This window comes from Streptococcus oralis (assembly GCF_023109315.1).
GTDB classification, from domain to species: Bacteria; Bacillota; Bacilli; order Lactobacillales; family Streptococcaceae; genus Streptococcus; species Streptococcus oralis_BS.
In genome coordinates, this window is the sequence record NZ_JALDUF010000001.1 from 107,346 (window position 1) to 128,344 (window position 20,999).

A 20,999-nucleotide genomic window follows, 5' to 3' on the forward strand; every position below is an offset into this window, starting at 1 on the left:
TATGAAAAAATTTCAAATCTTTTTATTTATTGAAGCCTGTCTATTGACGGGAGCTCTGATTTTGATGGTATCAGAGCATTTTTCGCGTTTTCTGCTGATTCTATTCCTCTTTTTGCTCTTGCTCCGCTATTATACAGGTAAAGAGGGCAACAACGTTTTCCTCCTTGTGGCGACTATTCTTTTCTTTTTCATCGTCATGCTCAATCCCTTTGTGATATTAGCTATCTTTGTAGCAGTTATCTATAGTCTCTTTCTTCTCTATCCGATGATGAATCAAGAAAGAGAGGAGACGGACTTGGTCTTTGAAGAGGTGGTAACGGTTAAAAATGAACACAATCCTTGGTTTGGCAATCTCCATCATTTCTCTAGTCACCAGATCTGCCAATTTGACGATATCAACCTCTTTCGCCTCATGGGCAAGGACACCATTCATTTGGAAAGAGTTATTCTAACCAATCATGACAATGTCATTATCCTTAGAAAGATGGTGGGAACGACTAGGATCATCGTACCTGTAGATGTGGAAATCAGCCTCAGTGTCAACTGCCTCTATGGAGATTTAACATTCCTTCATCAACCTAAGCGAGCCCTCCGTAATGAACACTATCATCAGGAAACCAGAGACTACCTCAAGAGTAACAAGAGCGTCAAAATTTTCCTAACTACTATGGTTGGCGATGTGGAGGTGGTCAGAGGATGAAAAAGCAATCGTACCTATTAATCGGGCTGACTTCACTCCTCTTTATTCTCTTTTTGGCTAATAGTCTGCTTGATATTCTAAATCTTGATTGGTCCTATTTGCTACAGGATATCGAGAAAACAGAAAAGTTAATCTTCTTAGTCTTGGTCTTTAGCCTTTCCATTACCTTCTTTTTTGTCCTCTTTTGGCGGGTGATGGAAGAAATTTCACGCAGAAAAATGCAGATCAATCTCAAGCGACTGCTAGCAGGAAAAGAGGTGGTTTCTTTTGCAGATCCAGACTTGGATGCGAGTTTCAAGTCCTTATCTGGCAAGCTCAACCTTTTGACAGAGGCTGTTCAAAAGGCTGAAAATCAAGGTCTGGTCAAGGAAGAAACAATCATCGAGAAAGAACGGAAGCGGATAGCACGTGACTTACATGATACGGTTAGTCAGGAGTTGTTTGCGGCCCATATGATTTTATCAGGTGTCAGTCAGCAGGCTTTGAAGCTGGATAGAGAAAAGATGCAGACCCAGTTGCAAAGTGTTGCAGCCATTCTCGAAACAGCCCAGAAAGATCTGCGGGTCTTGCTCCTACATTTGCGACCTGTTGAGTTGGAAGAGAAGAGTTTGGTTGAGGGGATTCAAATCCTCTTAAAAGAGCTTGAGGACAAGAGCGATCTCAAGGTCAGTCTCAAGCAAAATGTGTCTAAATTGCCTAAGAAAATCGAAGAGCATATCTTCCGTATATTACAGGAGTTGATCAGCAATACCCTCCGCCATGCCCAGGCATCTTGCCTAGATGTCTACCTCTATCAGACAGAGGTTGAATTGCAGCTGAAGGTGGTGGACAATGGGATTGGTTTCCAGTTAGGGAGCTTAGACGACTTGAGTTATGGACTGAGAAATATTAAGGAGCGGGTCGAAGATATGGCAGGAACGGTTCAACTTTTGACAGCACCTAAGCAAGGACTGGCGGTTGATATCCGTATTCCCCTGCTAGACAAGGAATCATAAAGGAGTAGAGATGAAAATTTTACTGGTAGATGACCATGAAATGGTCCGATTGGGCTTGAAAAGCTACTTTGACCTCCAAGACGATGTAGAAGTTGTGGGCGAGGCGGCCAATGGGTCTCAAGGTATTGAGTTAGCCTTGGAACTCCGTCCAGATGTCATTGTCATGGATATCGTCATGCCTGAGATGAATGGGATTGATGCTACCTTGGCCATCCTCAAAGAATGGCCTGAAGCGAAGATTTTGATTGTGACTTCATACTTGGACAATGAAAAAATCATGCCAGTCTTGAATGCTGGTGCCAAAGGCTATATGCTCAAGACTTCTAGTGCAGACGAGCTACTCCATGCCGTTCGTAAGGTGGCTGCTGGCGAGCTGGCCATTGAACAAGAGGTCAGTAAGAAGGTCGAATACCACCGCAATCATATTGAGCTTCATGAGGACTTGACTGCGCGTGAGCGAGACGTACTTCAACTCATCGCTAAGGGCTACGAAAATCAACGCATTGCAGATGAACTCTTCATCTCTCTCAAGACGGTCAAGACCCACGTGTCCAACATCCTAGCCAAGCTTGAGGTCAGTGATCGTACCCAGGCTGCAGTCTATGCCTTTCAGCACCACTTGGTAGGGCAGGAGGACTTTTAGATGAGTCTTACAGATATACTTGAGGAGCTAGAAGCAGCAAAAGACCCTGAGAAAGCAGACCCAATGGAAGCCTATATGCGCCATCAATTTCCCTTTCTAGGCATTGCAGGTCCTGAAAAAGATGCACTCTATAAAAAGTATTTTCCAGAAACGAAAAAAACAAAGATTATCGATTGGGATTTTGTAGACACTTGCTGGGAAAAGGAGCCTAGAGAATACCAATATGTAGCTGCCAACTATTTGAAAGCCATGCAGTCTTATCTAACGAAGGATGATTTGCCTAAGCTTGAGCGTCTGGTCGTGACCAAGTCTTGGTGGGACACGGTAGATATCCTAGATCGAGTAGTAGGAAGTTTGGTAGCCGACCATCAGGAGCTTGAAGAAGTGCTTTTAAAATGGAGCCTATCAGATAATATCTGGTTGAGGCGAGTCGCTATTGACCACCAGTTGTTAAGAAAAGAAAAAACAAACGTTCAACTGATGGAAAAGATCCTGCTCAACAATCTGGACCAGACAGAATTTTTTATCAACAAAGCCATCGGCTGGGCTCTAAGAGACTACTCTAAAACCAATCCCGAATGGGTAGCACGTTTTATTGAGAAAAATAAGAAGAGAATGGCTGAACTTAGTATCAAGGAAGCGAGCAAGTACCTCTAGCACTATTGAAAAGCGCATTCATGACTTGAAAATTAACCGTAGTTTATGCTATAATAGACTGTATTTAAAAAATTTTAAGGAGAAATGACAGAATGTCTGTATCATTTGAAAACAAAGAAACAAACCGTGGAGTCTTGACTTTCACTATCTCTCAAGACCAAATCAAACCAGAATTGGACCGTGTCTTCAACTCAGTAAAGAAAACTCTTAACGTTCCAGGTTTCCGTAAAGGTCACCTTCCACGTCCTGTCTTCGACCAAAAATTTGGTGAAGAAGCTCTTTATCAAGATGCAATGAACGCTCTTTTGCCAAACGCTTATGAAGCTGCAGTAAAAGAAACTGGTCTTGAAGTAGTTGCACAACCAAAAATTGACGTGACTTCAATGGAAAAAGGTCAAGACTGGGTTATCACAGCTGAAGTCGTGACAAAACCGGAAGTTAAATTGGGTGACTACAAAAACCTTGAAGTATCAGTAGATGTAGAAAAAGAAGTAACTGACGCTGACGTTGAAGAACGTATCGAACGCGAACGCAACAACTTGGCTGAATTGGTTATCAAAGACGGCGCTGCTGAAAATAGCGACACTGTCGTCATCGACTTCGTTGGTTCTATCGACGGTGTTGAGTTCGACGGTGGAAAAGGTGAAAACTTCTCACTTGGACTTGGTTCAGGTCAATTCATCCCTGGATTTGAAGACCAATTGGTAGGTCATTCAGCTGGTGAAACTGTTGATGTTATCGTAACATTCCCAGAAGACTACCAAGCAGAAGACCTTGCAGGTAAAGAAGCTAAATTCGTAACAACTATCCACGAAGTTAAAGCAAAAGAAGTTCCAGCTCTTGACGATGAACTTGCAAAAGACATCGACGAAGAAGTAGAAACTCTTGACGAATTGAAAGAAAAATACCGCAAAGAATTGACTGCTGCGAAAGAAGAAGCATACAAAGATGCCGTTGAAGGTGCAGCAATCGATAAAGCTGTAGAAAATGCTGAAATCGTAGAACTTCCAGAAGAAATGATCCACGAAGAAGTTCACCGTTCAGTAAATGAATTCCTTGGAAACTTACAACGTCAAGGGATCAACCCTGACATGTACTTCCAAATCACAGGAACTACTCAAGAAGACCTTCACAAACAATACGAGGGAGAAGCTGAGTCACGCACCAAGACTAACCTTGTTATCGAAGCAGTTGCCAAAGCAGAAGGATTTGACGCTTCAGAAGAAGAAATCCAAAAAGAAATTGAGCAATTGGCAGCAGACTACAACATGGAAGTTGCACAAGTACAAAACTTGCTTTCAGCTGACATGTTGAAACACGATATCGCAATCAAAAAAGCTGTTGAATTGATTACAAGCACTGCAACAGTTAAATAATCTTAAAAGAGAAAAAGCCCACCTGACTAGGTGGGTTTTCTGTTGCACTATTTTCCAAAAATTTCTTTAAGGTCTGCGTCTGTAATCCCAATCATGGCTGGAATACTAGACCAGTTTTCCTCGGTGAGGATGTAGGATTGTTCAGAGTCACTTGCTGTGGCAGTTTCAGAGAAGGCTTGTTTATTTTCTTCAATGTCATTTTCAATTAAATCACTGAAGCGTTCAATCAGATAGGTCTTGCGAGCAGTCCCGATGTGCTTGACTGCATAGTCGAAAGCCTGTAATTCACCAAGAAGGATGAGCTTGCTCTTGGCCCGTGTAATAGCTGTGTAGATGAGATTTCGTTCCAGCATGCGCTTGCTAGCACTGGTAATGGGCAGGATGACAACGGGGAACTCACTTCCCTGAGACTTATGGATGCTCATAGCATAGGCCAAGCGAATCTTGTACCATTCGTTACGTGGATAGATGACTTCATTGCCATCAAAATCAATGAAAATCTCGTCTTGTTTGGACTCGGTGTATTTACCAGGAATTAGGTCTGTGATGTAGCCTAGGTCTCCATTAAAGACATTGACTTCAGCGTCGTTGACTAGGTGAATGACCTTGTCCCCTGTTCGATAGTGACACTGAGTTGCTTCAAAGCTAACTTGCCCCTTTTGCTGAGGATTGAGCAGGTCTTGCATGAGTTGGTTGATGGCGTCAATACCAGCAGTTCCTCGATACATAGGCGCTAGCACCTGAATATCGCGAGCCGGAATGCCACTTCTGAGGGCAGCGCCAAGAATTTTCTCAATCGTAGCTGGGATATGGCCGCTAGCGATTTCAAAGTAGGAACGGTCAGCTTTTTTCTGGGTAAAGTCAGCTGGCAAGATGCCTTGTCGAATCTGACTAGCCAAGGTGACGATAGTTGATTCTTCACTCTGACGGTAAATCCGTTCCAAGCGCGTCTGAGGTATCAGGGGTATCTGGAGCAGGTCTGCAAGGACTTGTCCAGGACTGACAGAAGGCAACTGGTCACTGTCTCCCACGATGAGAATTTTGCTGTTAGAAGAGATATTGGAGAAGAGTTGGTTGGCTAACCAAGTGTCCACCATAGAAAACTCATCCACGATGATGAAGTCGGCATCCAGATAATCTTCCAGATGGCTGGTATCATCATCTCCCGTCATTCCCAAATGGCGGTGTATGGTAGCACTTGGCAATCCTGTCAATTCATTCATGCGCCGAGCGGCTCGACCAGTTGGGGCAGCGAGAAGAATAGGTAAGTTGCTCTTTTTCTTGAGATTGAGTCCTTCAAGCAGGGCATAGACAGCGATAATCCCATTGATAACAGTGGTTTTACCTGTACCAGGTCCACCTGTCAGGATAAAGACCTTGTTCTGGATGGCGTCACAGATAGCTTGCTTTTGGATACTATCGTATTGGATACCCAGTTCTTCCTCGACAGTAGAGATATGCTTGTGAATGGTTTCCAAATCCTGATTTTTCTGCTTTTCTTTTTCAAGGATACGAACCAAGTGACTGCGAATGCCTTCCTCAGCAAAAAAGAGGCTGTTATCAAAGATTTTGGTATCAATCTGCTGGACCTTGTCTTCTTCGATCAAATGAGATAATTCCTGAGCGACTTGGCTGGGATCCAGTTCCACGGGACGGGAAGATTCAAGGAGAGTAAGGGTTTGTTCCAGCAAATCCCGGGCTTCCATATAGGTATCGCCTGTATCCATACATCCCTGAAAAAGACTGTGGACAAGGCCAGCACGGAAGCGTTCAGGAGCTTGACTTTCGATGCCTAGTTCGGCAGCCAATTGGTCTGCAATGATAAAACCTAAGCCCTTGATATCTTCAACCAGTTGGTAGGGATAGTTTTCGACAATATCTAGCGTTTCTTCCTTGTAAAAGTCTTGAATCTGAAAGGCCAGTTTATTAGGAATACCGTAGTTAGCAAGTTTAGCCAAGACCATCTCTGTTCCATAGTTGAGACGGAGGGTGGAAACAAAAGCCTCACGGTTTTTGACAGAGAGTCCTGCAATACTTTCTAGCTTTTCAGGATGTTCCAGAATTTCGTCAATGGTATTGTCACCATAGCTATCGACGATTTTCTGAGCAGTTTTGAGACCAATTCCCTTGAAATGGCTACTGGAAAAATATTTGACTAGCCCTTTTCTAGTTGGTTTTGCCCGTTCATAACGGCTGATCTGAAGCTGTTCCCCATACTTGGAGTGCTGAACGATTTGCCCCCAAAAAGTGTAGTCTTCTCCTTCAATCACGTCCGCCATGGTTCCTGTAACGATGATTTCAAAATCATCGAAGTCCTCCGCATTGGTATCTTCGATATCTAGGAGGAGAATACGATAAAAATTACTGGGATTTTCAAAAATAATGCGTTCAATGGTGCCTGAAAAATAAACTTCCATAGGTTTCCTTTACATGAGTTCGTGAGAATTGGCCCCTTAGCTTCTTCAACAAGCTAGGAGGCTAAAAGGTCTTTTTCTCGCAATAGAAAAAGAGACTGAGACTTAGCATTCTCGGCCTCTTCCTTATCTTAAAAAGTTCCGATACGGTTAAGTGGCCAGAAACGGAATTTTGCTTCGCCCTTGATATCGCTGGCCTTGAAGGTACCAACATGGCGGCTGTCGCTAGAGACTAGACGATCGTCACCAAGGAGAAGGTACTCACCTTGAGGGACAGTAAAGCTGAAGCTGGTATTGGAATTGACATCAACTGTAAAGGCCTGCGCCTTTTGAGCAAGTTCTCTAAAGTAAACTCCCTTATTGCCTTCAAATCCTTTTCCAGTATAGGTGTTTTGCAACTTTTCTGTTTTGAACAAGTTGAGGTATTCAGCTAGGTAGGGTTCATCCGTTTCTTCACCGTTGATAAAGAGTTTGTCATTTTCATAGCGGATGGTATCTCCAGGCATACCGATGACCCTTTTGACAATGTCTTTATTTCCGTCTTCCTCATGCGCAACCACGATATCGAAACGGTCAATTGGGAGATGTTTGACAACGAAGAGAACCTCTCCGTCGGCTAGGGTAGGATCCATAGAGTGCCCTTCCACACGGACATTGCTCCAAAGGAAGATACGGCTAAGGCCGACCAGCGCGATAATCAGGAAGAAAACTCCCCATTCTTTTAGAAATGTTTTAAACGAATTCATAACTCACCTTTCTAGAAGTACTTTGGCTTTTTCAGTATTTTTAAAATGCAGTTTGGCGCAGAAATGAAGTCCCTTCATGCCATAGGCTTGAAGGATTTTGCTAGCAACCTTATCAGATGCAGTTCCAGCGCCACTTGGCAGTTGATAGCCTAGTTCCCGTCCAAGATTTTCCAAGTTTTCGAGGAAGAGATCTCGCGCGATGATAGAGCTAACTGCAACAGCCAGGTATTTGCCCTCGGCTTTTTCTTCTAAGCTAATTTTGTTTGGAAAACGGTTGGCTTCTTGCGCCAAGTACTTGTCATAGTTTTTAGGGCTTGTAAAAGCATCAATCACGATTTTTTCTGGCTGGACTCCTTTTTGAAGCAGGAGAAAGATAGCCTGGTTGTGAAGGGCAACCTTTACAGAAACAGCATTGTAGCGCTCTCCGATAACTTCGTTGTACTTGCTCGGTGAAAGGAGGAGCGCTTGGTGCTGGACCTTTTCTTTAAGGATAGGGGCAATCTGACGAATCTTTTGGTCTGTCAGAGTCTTGGAATCCCCCACACCGAGTTTTCGCAAGAAGTCATGCTGATCTGGTGTCACGAAGGAAGCCACGACAGCAAGCCCACCAAAGTAGGAACCATTACCCACCTCATCGGTACCGATCATAGGAAAATCTTGTCCACTGTTTTCTTGTTGAACTTGATAGCCAAAGAAACTAGCGTACTGTTCAGCAGCTTCGCCCTGCAGGAGGACTTTTCCAGAAGTATAGATGGAAACTGTTGCCTGAGGCAGTCTCAAAAAATAGCGAATATAAGGATTTTTACTAGGACTGAGAGCCTTTTGATACTGACTTAAAAAGCTCTGAATTTCTTGTTCACTTGGTATGAGTGTGATACTTGCCATAGTCTCTATTGTACCACAAAAGCAGGAGAATTGGTAAAAACTGACAAAGTTAGTGAAATTTGGTATAATATCGTGAGGTGAATTTTTATGGCAAATCTAAATCGATATAAGTTTACATTCGGAAAAAAGACATTAACCTTAACAACCGAGCATGACAATCTCTTTATGGAGGAAATTGCCAAGGTTGCGACTGAAAAATACCAAGCAATTAAAGAACAAATGCCTGGGGCGGATGATGAAACCATTGCGCTTCTTTTGGCGGTCAATTGTCTGTCTACACAGCTCAATCGTGAAATTGAATTTGATGACAAGGAGCAAGAGTTGTTAGAACTCCGCCACAAGTTGATTGCTGTCAAACAAGAACAGAGCAAGATTGAGGACTCCCTATGATTTCAATCCTACTCTTATTGCTTCTGGCTTGGGGCTTTTACATCGGCTACCGTAGAGGCTTGGTCCTGCAAGTTTATTATTTCCTCGTGGCAGTGATTTCAGCCTTCGTTGCGGGACAGTTTTATAAATCACTGGGCGATCATTTCCACTTGCTTGTCCCTTATGCCAATCCTCAGGAAGGACAGGGCACCTTTTTCTTCCCTTCAGACCAGCTGTTTCACCTAGACAAGGTCTTTTATGCAGGCCTAGCCTACCTTTTAGTTTTCGGAATTTGTTACAGTATCGGACGTTTTATCGGTTTGTTCCTACACTTGATTCCAACTAAAAAGCTCGATGTCAAATGGTTTCGTATGGGAGCAGGCCTATTGTCGCTATTGGTAACCTTATTTGTCTTGCAAATGGCTCTGACCATTCTTGCAACGGTGCCTCTGGCAGTCATTCAAAATTCACTCGAAAAAAGTATAGTAGCCAAACACATCATCCAAAGTGTCCCTTTTACGACAAACCTTATCAAACAACTCTGGGTGACAAATTTAATCGGATAAAAAGGGCGGGATTTTTCCTAGCCCTTTGTTTACAGATTGGACGACTAGGGTTAGGTAAAGTCCAAAAATTTCTAGGCGCTACGGTCTTGTAAACAAGCATACAAGGAAAGAATATGAATACAAAAATACTAGAAACATTAGAATTTAATAAAATCAAGGCCTTGTTTGAACCGCATCTCCTGACAGAACAAGGCCTAGAGGAGCTAAAAGGCTTGGCTCCAACTACAAAGGCGGATAAGATTAAACAAGCCTTTACAGAGATGGAGGAAATGCAAGCTCTTTTTGTGGAGCAACCTCACTTTACCATCCTAGCGACACGTGAGATTTCAGCTGTCTGCAAGCGTCTGGAGATGGGGGCGGACCTCAATATTGAGGAGTTCCTGCTCCTCAAACGAGTCTTGCTTGCTAGCAGAGAGTTGCAAGGTTTTTATGCCAATCTTGAAAACGTACGCTTGGAACAGTTGGCGAGATGGTTTGAAAAACTGCATGAGTTTCCACACTTGCAAGGAAGTCTCCAAGCTCTAAATGATGCAGGATTTATCGAAAATTTTGCCAGTGAAGAGCTAGCACGCATTCGCCGGAAAATCCATGATAGCGAGAGTCAAGTCCGAGATGTCTTGCAAGACTTACTTAAACAAAAATCTCAGATGTTGACGGAAGGCATTATCGCTAGCAGAAATGGCCGTCAAGTTTTACCAGTAAAGAACACCTATCGCAATAAGATTGCAGGTGTTGTCCATGACATCTCTGCTAGTGGGAATACGGTCTATATCGAGCCACGTGAGGTGGTCAAGCTGAGCGAAGAAATCGCTAGTCTGCGAGCAGACGAACGCTATGAGATGATTCGTATCCTGCAGGAGCTCTCAGAACGGGTCCGCCCTCATGCTGCAGAGATTGCTAATGACGCTTGGATTATCGGCCATTTAGACTTGATTCGTTCCAAGGTGCGTTTCATCCAAGAAAGACAAGCAGTGGTTCCTCAACTTTCAGAGAACCAAGAGATTCAACTCCTTCATGTTCGCCATCCTTTGGTCAAAAATGCTGTTGCAAACGATGTACACTTTGGTAAGGAATTAACGGCTATTGTCATTACAGGTCCCAATACTGGTGGGAAGACCATCATGCTCAAAACCCTGGGTTTGACTCAACTCATGGCCCAGTCAGGCTTGCCCATTTTAGCTGACAAGGGGAGCCGTGTCGGTGTTTTTGAGGAAATCTTCGCAGATATTGGGGATGAGCAGTCTATTGAGCAAAGCTTATCTACCTTCTCTAGCCACATGACCAATATCGTAGATATTCTTGGCAAAGTCAATCAGCACTCGCTCTTGTTGCTAGATGAGCTCGGGGCTGGTACCGATCCGCAGGAAGGAGCAGCGCTTGCTATGGCTATTCTGGAGGATCTTCGTCTACGTCAGGTCAAGACCATGGCGACGACCCACTATCCAGAACTTAAGGCTTATGGTATCGAGACATCCTTTGTGCAAAATGCCAGCATGGAGTTTGATACTGCGACTCTACGCCCGACCTATCGCTTTATGCAGGGAGTTCCTGGCCGAAGCAATGCCTTTGAAATTGCCAAACGCCTGGGCTTGTCAGATGTCATCGTGGGAGATGCCAGCCAGCAGGTCAATCAAGATAATGATGTCAACCGTATCATTGAACAATTGGAAGAGCAAACGCTTGAAAGTCGCAAACGCTTGGACAATATCCGTGAGGTGGAGCAAGAAAACCTCAAGATGAACCGAGCGCTCAAAAAACTCTACAACGAACTCAACCGTGAAAAAGAAACTGAGCTCAACAAGGCGCGTGAACAGGCTGCCGAGATTGTGGAACTCGCTCTAAGTGAGAGTGACCAGATTCTTAAGAACCTTCATAGCAAGTCTCAACTCAAACCCCATGAAATCATTGAAGCTAAGGCTGAGCTGAAAAAACTAGCTCCTGAAAAAGTCGACTTATCTAAAAACAAGGTCCTTCAAAAGGCTAAGAAAAAACGAGCTCCAAAGGTTGGAGATGATATCGTGGTTCTCAGTTATGGACAACGTGGAACCTTGACCAAGCAGCTCAAGGATGGCCGCTGGGAAGCCCAAGTTGGTTTGATCAAGATGACCTTGGAAGAGAAAGAATTTGACCTTGTTCAGGCTCAGCAAGAAGCCCCAGTCAAGAAAAAACAAGTCAATGTCGTCAAACGTGCTTCTGGACGTGGTCCGCAAGCCAGACTGGATCTCCGAGGCAAACGGTACGAAGAGGCCATGAATGAGCTAGATGCCTTTATCGACCAAGCCCTGCTCAATAACATGGCGCAAGTCGACATCATCCATGGTATCGGAACGGGAGTCATCCGTGAGGGCGTCACCAAATACCTACAAAGAAACAAGCATGTTAAGACTTTCGGCTATGCTCCACAAAATGCTGGAGGCAGTGGTGCCACCATTGTAACCTTTAAAGGATAGAGAGAAGAAGGATTCGCTCTTTCTGAAAAAAGAAATGGAAAGTCAAAAATTTTCATAGAATATATTGACAAAGGCTAACTTTTCTTGTAAAATAATAAAAAATTAAATACCAACACCGAATGAAGTTTAATAGAAGTGGAGAAAGGTTTGTTTTCCATGACTGTAAATGGACGGAACTCTGGAGAGACCGTAAAGGCACCGAAGGGGCAAGGCAGGCAACTGCTCAAACTCTCAGGTAAAAGGACAGAGCTAGGATAGACCGCTTTTAGGCATTTATCTAAGCATTCCAGAGTACATGTATCTTGCATGTGCTCTTTCTTTTGGGGTTGAAAGATAGGAGAAGGACATGTTAGAATTGCTAAAAGCGCTTGATGCTTTCGTTTGGGGACCTCCCCTCTTACTGTTATTGGTCGGAACGGGTATCTATTTGACCATCCGACTAGGACTTTTACAGTTAGCTCGTCTCCCCAAGGCCTTTCAGTTGATCTTTACCAAGGACAAGGGACATGGCGATGTGTCGAGCTTTGCAGCTCTTTGTACAGCTCTAGCTGCCACCGTTGGTACGGGAAATATCATCGGAGTCGCGACAGCCATTAAGGTTGGGGGACCAGGGGCCCTCTTTTGGATGTGGATGGCGGCCTTCTTTGGGATGGCGACCAAATATGCCGAAGGCTTGCTGGCAATCAAATACCGTAGCAAGGATGCAAATGGAGCTGTAGCTGGAGGCCCCATGCACTACATCCTTTTGGGAATGGGAGAAAAGTGGCGTCCACTTGCTATCTTCTTTGCCCTAGCTGGTGTATTGGTGGCGCTTCTAGGGATTGGTACCTTTACCCAAGTCAATTCAATTACAGAATCTATCCAAAATACAGCTCAAATTGATCCAGCTATCACAGCTCTCGTTTTGTCTGTTTTTGTAGCGATTGCAGTCTTTGGTGGACTCAAATCTATTTCTAAGGTTTCGACAGCAGTTGTTCCTTTTATGGCTATTGTCTATATTTTGGGAACTCTTACAGTTATTCTCTTTAATATCGAGAAAATCCCAGCTACACTTGCCCTCATCTTTACTTCAGCCTTTAGTCCAGCTGCTGCGGTAGGTGGTTTTGCAGGTGCCAGCATTCGGATGGCTATCCAAAATGGTGTGGCGCGAGGAGTCTTTTCTAACGAATCTGGCCTAGGATCAGCTCCAATTGCAGCTGCTGCGGCTAAGACAAATGAGCCTGTCGAGCAAGGCTTGATTTTCATGACAGGAACCTTTATTGATACCCTCATTATCTGTACATTGACTGGTTTAACAATCTTGGTAACTGGGGTTTGGAGTGGTGATTTGAATGGAGTTGCCTTGACCCAGTCAGCCTTTTCAACAGTTTTTTCACACTTTGGACCTGCCCTCTTGACCATCTTCCTTGTACTCTTTGCCTTTACGACGATTCTCGGATGGAACTACTACGGAGAGCGCTGTTTTGAGTTTCTCTTTGGTGTTCGTTTTATCTGGCTTTACCGTGTAGTCTTTGTAGTCATGGTCTTGTTGGGAGGATTTATCGAGTTGGATATGGTTTGGATTATCGCAGACATTGTCAATGCCTTGATGGCTCTACCAAACTTGATTGCCCTCTTAGTCTTGTCGCCAGTCGTCATTGCTGAGACTAAACAGTATTTTAAACACTAACCCAATCACACTTTTCGTGTGATTTTTTTCATTTCATAGACATTTCCTATCAAGGCGATTGAAAATATATATTATCCAAGGGGAAAATTCTATGATAGACTAAATGACAATAAAATGAAAAGAGGTTTCTTATGACAACATTTACCATCCACACAGTAGAATCAGCACCAGCAGAAGTAAAAGAAGTTCTTGAAACAGTACAAAAAGACAACAATGGCTATATTCCCAACCTAATCGGTCTCTTGGCTAATGCTCCTACCGCGCTTGAAGCCTACCGAACTGTCGGAGCCATCAACCGTCGCAATAGCCTGACACCAGTGGAGCGTGAAGTAGTGCAAATCACAGCTGCCGTAACCAATGGTTGTGCTTTCTGCGTCGCAGGTCACACAGCCTTTTCAATCAAACAAATCCAAATGAATGATGATCTTCTTCAAGCCCTCCGCAACCGCACTCCGATTGAAACAGATCCTAAATTGGACACCCTAGCTAAGTTTACCTTGGCGGTCATCAATACCAAAGGGCGTGTAGGAGATGAAGCCCTTACTGAATTTTTGGAAGCTGGCTACACAAAACAAAATGCCTTGGATGTGGTTCTCGGTGTTAGTCTTGCCAGTCTTTGTAACTATGCCAACAACCTAGCCAATACGCCTATTAACCCAGAATTGCAACCTTATGCTTAATTCATATCTGAGAAAAAATGAAGTCTGAAATAATCGGACTTCGTTTTTTAAGTCCTCATTTAAGCGCTTTTATGCTATACTAATAATAACATGATTATTGGAGGCTCGGATGAAAAAGCTCCCCTTGGTATTTTCTGGTTGTTTGTTAGGTTTGGCAGGAGCTGGAAATCTTATGTTAGATACGTTACCGGTTCTGTCCCATCTATTGAGTCTGACTGGTTTGATTTTGTGGATTTACTTTCTGATTTTTCATCTGTTTAATTGGGAAGAAACCAAGCAAGAGTTGACCAAGCCCCCTCTTTTGTCAGGAATGGCGACCTTTCCCATGGCTGGGATGATTTTATCAACTTATGTCTTTCGAGTCTTCCCTCATTTGCCTATAGTAGCGCAAGGACTCTGGTGGTTTTCTTTTCTATTGGATTTGGCCTTGATTGCTGTTTTTACTATCAAATTTGCCTGTCTAGGTAGGAGGGTCAATGCGACTCCTAGCTGGACGGTACTCTATGTGGGGATAGCAGTAGCGGCCTTGACCTATCCCCTTGTCGGAATCATTGAAATTGCCTATGCGACCTTGAGTTTTGGGTTTCTCTTGACCTTCTATCTCTATCCCCTTATTTATAGGGATCTAAAGAAAACTCCACTCCCATTAGCCTTGCTTGGACAGGAAGGAATCTACTGTGCTCCCTTTTCTCTACTCTTGGCTTCCCTAGTTCGGGTAGGAGGAGAGAGCCTACCGACTTGGCTCTTGATTGTCATGATTTTGGCATCTCAGTCCTTCTTTTTCTTTGTTTTAACTCGCCTGCCTAATATTTTAAAACAAGGCTTTCAACCAGCCTTCTCAGCCCTCACCTTCCCAACCATTATCACAGCCACTTCGCTCAAGATGGCTCAGGGAATTTTGAAACTTCCATTTCTGGATTATCTGGTATTGGCTGAAACTGTTATATGCCTCACTATTTTATTCTTTGTCTTGGGTGCTTATCTGATTTGGTTACGAAAAAAGGTCTAGCTATTTTCTAGCTAGTCCTTATTTTTTTATGGTTTGATAACTTCAGCGCCACCCATGTATGGACGAAGAGCTTCTGGAATGGTTACAGAACCATCAGCATTTTGGTAGTTCTCAAGAATAGCAGCCACTGTACGTCCAACTGCAAGTCCAGAACCGTTCAAGGTGTGAAGGAGTTTTACCTTGCCATCGACTTCATCACGGTAACGGATTTGGGCACGACGGGCTTGGAAATCTTCTGTATTTGAACAGCTTGAGATTTCACGGTAGGTATTTTGAGCTGGAATCCAAACTTCCAAGTCGTAAGTCTTGGCAGCTGAGAAGCCCATGTCTCCAGTAGAGAGTGCAACGACACGGTACGGAAGGTTGAGTTTTTGAAGGATGTTTTCAGCGTTGGCTGTCATCTTTTCCAATTCTTCGTAAGATTCCTCTGGCTTGGCAAATTTAACCATTTCAACCTTGTGGAATTGGTGCAAACGAATCAAGCCACGTGTATCACGACCAGCTGAACCAGCCTCAGAACGGAAAGATGGACTCATAGCGGTAAAGTAGATTGGCAGGTCTTTACCGTCAAGGATTTCATCACGGTAGTAGTTTGTCAAAGGCACTTCGGCGGTAGGAATAAGGACATAATTAGTGTCTTTCAATTCAAAAGTGTCTTCCTTGAATTTTGGATATTGACCAGTACCAAACATAGAGTCATGGTTAACCATGTAAGGCGTGATGACTTCGGTATAGCCCTCTTTACCATGCTCATCCAACATGAAGTTATAGATAGCACGTTCCAAACGAGCCCCAAGTCCTTTATAGAAAAGGAATCGAGCACCTGTAACTTTTGCTCCACGTTCCCAGTCAAGGATACCGAGGTCTTCACCCAGATCCCAGTGAGCTTTTGGCTCGAAGTCAAACTCGCGTGGAGTACCCCAACGGCGAATTTCCACATTGTCATCTTCATCAGCTCCGATAGGAACACTGTCAGCAGGAATGTTTGGAAGAGTAGTGGTAAATTCCGTCAACTTAGCATCGATTTCTGCCAATTCAGCATCCAAGGCTTTGACTTCAGTAGATAGGGTTTGCATCGCAGCAATCTTGTCATCGGCATTTTCCTTGTTGCGCTTGGCTTGGGCAATCTCAGCTGAAACTGTGTTGCGTTCTGCCTTGAGGTTTTCAACCTTGATCAAGATGTCACGACGTTTAGCATCGATTTCTTTCATCTCGTTTAAGACAGCAGGATCTACACCACGTGTAGCTAATTTTTCTGCGACAGCATCAAAGTCTGTACGAATACGTTTAATATCTAACATAAGAACTCCTTTATGAAAAAAGCACACCTGGCAAAGCGTTGGAGTGGCAGGGCCACGGTTCCATCCAACTTCACAGGTGTGCACTTGATTTTGTATGTAATTGTTACTAACGGTAGAATTTCACTTACCCCTCCTATCTGCTCGCAGCACCCGCAGACTTTCTGGAAGAAGAGGATAACCTACTTATCCGTTGCTATGATTATACTAAAGTTTCTACTTTTTTGCAAATAGATTTTTGAATTTTTGACCAATAGTCTGGAGTAAAGTAGGAAGTTTCACAACCTTGTCATTGCCAAGTTTTTCCCGAGCGATTTTGAGGATAGCCCCAGAGTCTTTGGAAGCAAAGAGGAATTTTCCTTGATCAGTGAAGACTTCAAAGTGACGGCTGATCTTGCGACCAGTTACGTTAGCTCCAATTTGCTGAATACTGGACCAGGGAATTTGGATATATTGTTCGACATTGACATCAGGATAAAACTCTAAGGCTTGATCCCCAACTAGAAATTTTCCGACTTTTCCAGAGAGGGAGAGATAGGATGTTCCAGTGGTTTGTAGGTCAATGACTTTATTGAGTGATTGGGCCATGATTAATCTTCCTTACTTTCATCGAAAAAGGCGTGGTAGAGAGCCTTGATAGCTGCCTTTTCTTGCTCTTTATTGACAACAAACATGATGGAAACTTCACTTGATCCTTGGGACATCATCTGGATGTTAATCTTGTTTTCAGATAGAGCGCGTGTTGCAGTAGCTGTTACACCAATGTGGCTCTTCATCTTTTCTCCGACAATCATAATGATTGAAAGGTCGTGTTCGATTTCAGCATGGTCCACTTCGGCTTTTTGAACTAACTGACGCAGAATTTCTTCCTCCTTGATAGGAGTCAATTCACGGGAACGAAGGATGATTGAAAGATCGTCGATACCTGTTGGCATATGTTCCCAACCAATGTTAAGATCTTCAAGGATTTGAAGAATCTTACGACCGAATCCAACCTCGCGGTTCATGAGGTATTTTGACATATTGATGCTGACGAATCCTGAGTCACCCGCAATCCCTACTACTGGGAATTTATCGCTACTGTGTTTTAGAACGATACGAGTTCCTGGATGGTCAGGATTGTTGGTATTTTTGATGACCAGAGGAATTTTCCCACGGTAGGCAGGTAGAAGGGCTTCATCATGAAGAACAGAAAATCCGGCGTAAGCCAACTCACGCATTTCACGGTAGGTTAATTCAGGAATGGAGTGTGGTTGGTGGATGATACCAGGGTGGGCAGCAAAGATACCGTCTACGTCCGTAAAGTTTTCATAGAGATCAGCCTTAACACCTGCTGCGATAATGGAACCAGTAATATCTGAACCCCCACGTGAGAAAGTACAGATTTGATTTTCCTTAGTCACACCAAAGAAACCAGGGATGACAAGGACTTCGTTGCTATCAGCCAAGCCTTCAATCTTGTCATAACTAGATGGAATAATACGTGCGTTTCCTGGTTCACTTGTGACAACGATTCCAGCTTCTCTTGGATGAACATAACGTGCATCAATGCCGTTTTGGTTAAAGTAGGCTGCAATGAGTTTGGCATTGTTATTTTCTCCAGCTGCTAAGAAAGTATCGTAGAGAAATTCATTGTCTTCTATAGGAAGAGTTGCCAAGGCCCGAATGCTTTTAGAAATCTTTTCTAAAACGGCAGGTTTTAGGCCTAGTTCACTAACCATAGCGGCATAACGGTCAATGATCCAGCTTTGACTAGCGTTGATATCATTTCCCACCACATAGTCGCGATAGTATTTAATCAAGGCATCGGTTACTTTAGTATCTTCAGCATTGCGTTTTCCGGGTGCAGAAACGACTACAAAACGGCGTTCCTTATCACTTTTAACGATGTTTAAAACTTTTTCTAACTGACCAGCAGAGGCAAGCGAACTTCCACCAAATTTTACAACCTTCATAAAGACTCCTCAAGTAAGTATTTTATACGATTATAGCAGAAAGAGGGGCATTTTTCAATGAAGAAAATAGCTCCCTATTACAATAGAAGTAAATGCTAACTTATTCTGAAAAGCGACAACAGTTTAAAAGTAAGAGAGTCAAATTTCACTCACACTCATAAATGATGGGTAAATAATCAGCTGAGACACTTTCCTTTAGTTTTTCCTTGCCTCTTTATCCAAAAAAAGGTATACTTTGAAAATAAAATAATTTCATTGCCTTACAAAAGAAAAGGAGAAGCTATGAATCATATCTTATATCAGATCGTAGATGATCTTGCTATTATTACTTTGAATCGTCCAGAAGTGGCAAATGGTTTCCATATCCCAATGTGTGAGGAGATTTTAGAAGCTTTGACCCTAGCAGAGCAGGATCAAGCTGTTCAGTTCATCTTGATTAATGCTAATGGGAAGGTCTTTTCAGTTGGGGGAGACTTGGTTGAGATGAAGCGTGCAGTGGATGAGGACGACATTCCTTCTTTGAATAAGATTGCAGAATTAGTCAATACAATTTCTTTTAAAATCAAGCAAATTCCTAAGCCTGTTTTGATGGAGGTAGATGGAGCAGTTGCAGGTGCTGCAGCAAATATGGCAGTAGCAGTTGATTTTTGCTTGGCGACTGACAAGGCAAAATTCATCCAAGCCTTTGTTGGAGTTGGGTTGGCGCCGGACGCTGGTGGGATTCATCTCTTGAGTCGTAGTATCGGGGTAACACGAGCAGCCCAGCTTGCTATGACAGGTGAAGCCTTGACCGCAGAAAAAGCACTGGAATGGGGCGTAGTATACCGCGTTTGTGAAGCTGACAAATTAGAAAAAACAAGAGAACAAGTTCTGAAAAAATTAAGACGAGGTTCAGCAAACTCGTACGCAGCGATTAAAAAATTGGTTTGGGAAAGTCAATTTAAGGATTGGCAAGATTATGCCGAATTGGAATTGAAACTGCAGGAATCTTTATCTTTAACTGAAGATTTTAAAGAAGGGGTTCGAGCACATTCTGAAAGAAGAAGACCAAAATTTTCAGGAAAATAAAAAAATACTTGCACAATTCTTTGAAGTTTGTTATACTTTTTCTATCAAATGTTTTGATTGTGAAAGTTTTTTGAGGAGGAGGGAAAAAGTTTGGACTACCAACAAGTAAATGATTATTTAACATCTATTTTCAATAACGTCCTTGTGATTGAGGAGGTTAGCTTACGAGGTAGTCGATTCAAAGACATCTCCATCAAAGAAATGCACACGATTGATGTGATTGGGAAGTTCCCTGAGGCGACGCCTAGTAAGGTTTCCAAAGAACTGATGGTGACCCTGGGAACAGTTACGACCAGCTTGAATAACCTAGAAAGAAAGGGTTACATTGAGCGTATTCGTTCTGACCAAGACCGTCGTGTGGTCTATCTGCATTTGACAAAGAAAGGTCGTTTGCTCCACCGCCTTCACAAACGATTCCACAAGGCCATGGTCGAAAGAATTATTGACGGCATGAGTCCCGAGGAAAAGAAAGTCATGGGCAGAGGCTTGACGAACCTTTATCAATTTTTGGAGGATTTGAAATAATGGCCTTTGCTAAAATAAGCCAAGTTGCTCATTATGTTCCAGAGCAAGTGGTCACTAATCATGACTTGGCTCAAATCATGGATACAAGCGATGAGTGGATTTCAAGTCGGACAGGAATTAAACAGAGACATATCTCAAAAACAGAGTCTACAAGTGACTTGGCGACAGAAGTTGCGAAGAGCTTATTGGATAAAGGAAGCTTAACAGCGGATCAGATTGATTTTATCATTGTAGCGACGATTACTCCTGATTCGATGATGCCTTCTACAGCAGCTCGGGTTCAGGCAAATATCGGAGCTCATAGAGCTTTCGCCTTTGATCTGACGGCAGCTTGCAGTGGCTTTGTATTCGCTCTCTCAACTGCAGAAAAGTTTTTAAGTTCTGGACAGTTCAAAAAAGGGCTTGTTATCGGGGCTGAAACCTTGTCTAAGGCGGTTGACTGGTCAGATCGATCGACTGCGGTGCTCTTTGGGGACGGTGCTGGTGGAGTTCTCTTGGAAACAAGTGAAAACCGCCATTTCCTTGCAGAGAGTATACACAGTGATGGTACTCGAAGCGAGTGCTTAACTTATGGGCAAACGACCTTGACTTCCCCCTTCTCTAATCAAGAAGCAGTTCCTGCATTTTTGAAGATGGATGGGCGAGCAGTTTTTGATTTTGCGATTCGAGATGTTGCTAGGTCAATCAAGCAGACCATTGACGAAGGTCCAGTGGGGGTATCTGATTTGGACTATCTCTTGCTTCATCAGGCCAATATCCGCATATTGGATAAGATGGCTAAGAAAATCGGTGTTGACCGAGACAAGCTTCCTGCCAATATGATGGAGTATGGAAATACCAGTGCAGCAAGTATCCCGATTTTGCTCTCAGAGTGTGTGGAGAATGGCATGATTCGTTTAGATGGTAGCCAGACGATTCTCCTATCAGGCTTCGGTGGAGGTTTGACATGGGGCACACTCATTCTTACAATCTAGGTAATCATGTGGTAAACACA

General features: G+C 43.4%; 20 protein-coding genes and 1 riboswitch. Of the genes, 14 read left to right on the forward strand and 6 right to left on the reverse strand.

Features of this window, described 5'->3' with window-relative positions:
- The first annotated feature begins 1 nt into the window (after nucleotide 1).
- The 5 genes from liaF to tig all read left to right on the forward strand — a co-directional run bounded on the left by liaF (nucleotide 2) and on the right by tig (nucleotide 4,371).
- The gene (gene liaF / locus M1F74_RS00445) at nucleotides 2-700 is read left to right on the forward strand and encodes a cell wall-active antibiotics response protein LiaF (RefSeq protein WP_084853524.1); all 699 of its coding nucleotides are present in this window, start codon (nucleotides 2-4) and stop codon (nucleotides 698-700) included.
- Nucleotides 697-1,695 carry a sensor histidine kinase gene (locus M1F74_RS00450; protein WP_247945986.1) on the forward strand — a complete coding sequence of 333 codons (999 nt, stop codon included), beginning with the start codon at nucleotides 697-699 and terminating at the stop codon, nucleotides 1,693-1,695. Before liaF ends, M1F74_RS00450 begins: the two co-directional genes overlap by 4 nt.
- 10 nt (nucleotides 1,696-1,705) lie before the next feature.
- Nucleotides 1,706-2,338, forward strand: a complete 633-nt coding sequence (locus M1F74_RS00455; RefSeq protein WP_000698421.1) for a response regulator transcription factor — start codon at nucleotides 1,706-1,708, stop codon at nucleotides 2,336-2,338.
- Nucleotides 2,339-2,995 (forward strand): DNA alkylation repair protein, encoded by a 657-nt coding sequence (locus M1F74_RS00460; protein ID WP_247945987.1) that lies wholly within the window; start codon nucleotides 2,339-2,341, stop codon nucleotides 2,993-2,995. It abuts the gene before it with no gap.
- Nucleotides 2,996-3,087: 92 nt separating this feature from the next.
- Nucleotides 3,088-4,371, forward strand: coding sequence for a trigger factor (gene tig / locus M1F74_RS00465; RefSeq protein ID WP_247945988.1), 1,284 nt, complete (start codon nucleotides 3,088-3,090; stop codon nucleotides 4,369-4,371).
- Nucleotides 4,372-4,418: 47 nt separating this feature from the next.
- On the opposite strand, the gene recD2 is transcribed toward tig, so the two are convergent.
- From recD2 to rnhC, 3 genes are all read right to left on the reverse strand, one after another.
- Nucleotides 4,419-6,788: an SF1B family DNA helicase RecD2 gene (gene recD2 / locus M1F74_RS00470; RefSeq protein WP_247945989.1), complete on the reverse strand. Its 2,370-nt coding sequence runs from the start codon at nucleotides 6,786-6,788 to the stop codon at nucleotides 4,419-4,421.
- 128 nt (nucleotides 6,789-6,916) lie between these two features.
- Nucleotides 6,917-7,531, reverse strand: coding sequence for a signal peptidase I (lepB, locus tag M1F74_RS00475; protein WP_001083990.1), 615 nt, complete (start codon nucleotides 7,529-7,531; stop codon nucleotides 6,917-6,919).
- 3 nt (nucleotides 7,532-7,534) lie between these two features.
- A complete protein-coding gene (gene rnhC / locus M1F74_RS00480; protein WP_000146844.1) occupies nucleotides 7,535-8,416 on the reverse strand; it encodes a ribonuclease HIII in 882 nt (293 codons plus the stop codon).
- A gap of 87 nt (nucleotides 8,417-8,503) precedes the next feature.
- Between rnhC and zapA the strand changes: the two genes are divergently transcribed.
- The 6 genes from zapA (at nucleotide 8,504) to M1F74_RS00510 (ending at nucleotide 15,159) form a co-directional block, all read left to right on the forward strand.
- Nucleotides 8,504-8,806, forward strand: a complete 303-nt coding sequence (zapA, locus tag M1F74_RS00485; RefSeq protein WP_000002028.1) for a cell division protein ZapA — start codon at nucleotides 8,504-8,506, stop codon at nucleotides 8,804-8,806.
- A complete protein-coding gene (locus M1F74_RS00490) occupies nucleotides 8,803-9,351 on the forward strand; it encodes a CvpA family protein (protein WP_000623527.1) in 549 nt (182 codons plus the stop codon). Before zapA ends, M1F74_RS00490 begins: the two co-directional genes overlap by 4 nt.
- A 113-nt stretch (nucleotides 9,352-9,464) precedes the next feature.
- Nucleotides 9,465-11,801 carry an endonuclease MutS2 gene (locus M1F74_RS00495; protein WP_001092927.1) on the forward strand — a complete coding sequence of 779 codons (2,337 nt, stop codon included), beginning with the start codon at nucleotides 9,465-9,467 and terminating at the stop codon, nucleotides 11,799-11,801.
- A 168-nt stretch (nucleotides 11,802-11,969) separates the two neighbouring features.
- A riboswitch (glycine riboswitch) is annotated at nucleotides 11,970-12,058 on the forward strand.
- Between the two features lie 89 nt (nucleotides 12,059-12,147).
- A complete protein-coding gene (locus M1F74_RS00500) occupies nucleotides 12,148-13,470 on the forward strand; it encodes an alanine/glycine:cation symporter family protein (protein ID WP_247945990.1) in 1,323 nt (440 codons plus the stop codon).
- 131 nt (nucleotides 13,471-13,601) lie between these two features.
- Entirely contained in the window at nucleotides 13,602-14,150 is a 549-nt protein-coding gene (locus tag M1F74_RS00505) for a carboxymuconolactone decarboxylase family protein (RefSeq protein ID WP_000206777.1), read from the forward strand.
- A 109-nt stretch (nucleotides 14,151-14,259) separates the two neighbouring features.
- Entirely contained in the window at nucleotides 14,260-15,159 is a 900-nt protein-coding gene (locus M1F74_RS00510; RefSeq protein WP_247945991.1) for a TDT family transporter, read from the forward strand.
- Nucleotides 15,160-15,185: 26 nt separating this feature from the next.
- Here M1F74_RS00510 and serS read toward each other — a convergent pair whose 3' ends face one another.
- From serS to M1F74_RS00525, 3 genes are all read right to left on the reverse strand, one after another.
- On the reverse strand, nucleotides 15,186-16,460 hold the full coding sequence (serS, locus tag M1F74_RS00515) for a serine--tRNA ligase (RefSeq protein ID WP_247945992.1): 1,275 nt from the start codon (nucleotides 16,458-16,460) through the stop codon (nucleotides 15,186-15,188).
- 213 nt (nucleotides 16,461-16,673) lie between these two features.
- A complete protein-coding gene (locus M1F74_RS00520; protein ID WP_247945993.1) occupies nucleotides 16,674-17,045 on the reverse strand; it encodes a DUF956 family protein in 372 nt (123 codons plus the stop codon).
- Between the two features lie 2 nt (nucleotides 17,046-17,047).
- Nucleotides 17,048-18,412, reverse strand: a complete 1,365-nt coding sequence (locus M1F74_RS00525; RefSeq protein WP_247945994.1) for an aspartate kinase — start codon at nucleotides 18,410-18,412, stop codon at nucleotides 17,048-17,050.
- A gap of 282 nt (nucleotides 18,413-18,694) precedes the next feature.
- On the opposite strand from M1F74_RS00525, the gene M1F74_RS00530 reads away from it, so the two are divergent.
- The 3 genes from M1F74_RS00530 to M1F74_RS00540 all read left to right on the forward strand — a co-directional run bounded on the left by M1F74_RS00530 (nucleotide 18,695) and on the right by M1F74_RS00540 (nucleotide 20,979).
- Nucleotides 18,695-19,480, forward strand: a complete 786-nt coding sequence (locus M1F74_RS00530) for an enoyl-CoA hydratase (RefSeq protein ID WP_084872548.1) — start codon at nucleotides 18,695-18,697, stop codon at nucleotides 19,478-19,480.
- A gap of 90 nt (nucleotides 19,481-19,570) precedes the next feature.
- Nucleotides 19,571-20,005 carry a fatty acid biosynthesis transcriptional regulator FabT gene (gene fabT / locus M1F74_RS00535; RefSeq protein WP_000386333.1) on the forward strand — a complete coding sequence of 145 codons (435 nt, stop codon included), beginning with the start codon at nucleotides 19,571-19,573 and terminating at the stop codon, nucleotides 20,003-20,005.
- Nucleotides 20,005-20,979, forward strand: coding sequence for a beta-ketoacyl-ACP synthase III (locus M1F74_RS00540; protein ID WP_247945995.1), 975 nt, complete (start codon nucleotides 20,005-20,007; stop codon nucleotides 20,977-20,979). Before fabT ends, M1F74_RS00540 begins: the two co-directional genes overlap by 1 nt.
- The last annotated feature ends 20 nt before the right edge of the window (nucleotides 20,980-20,999 follow it).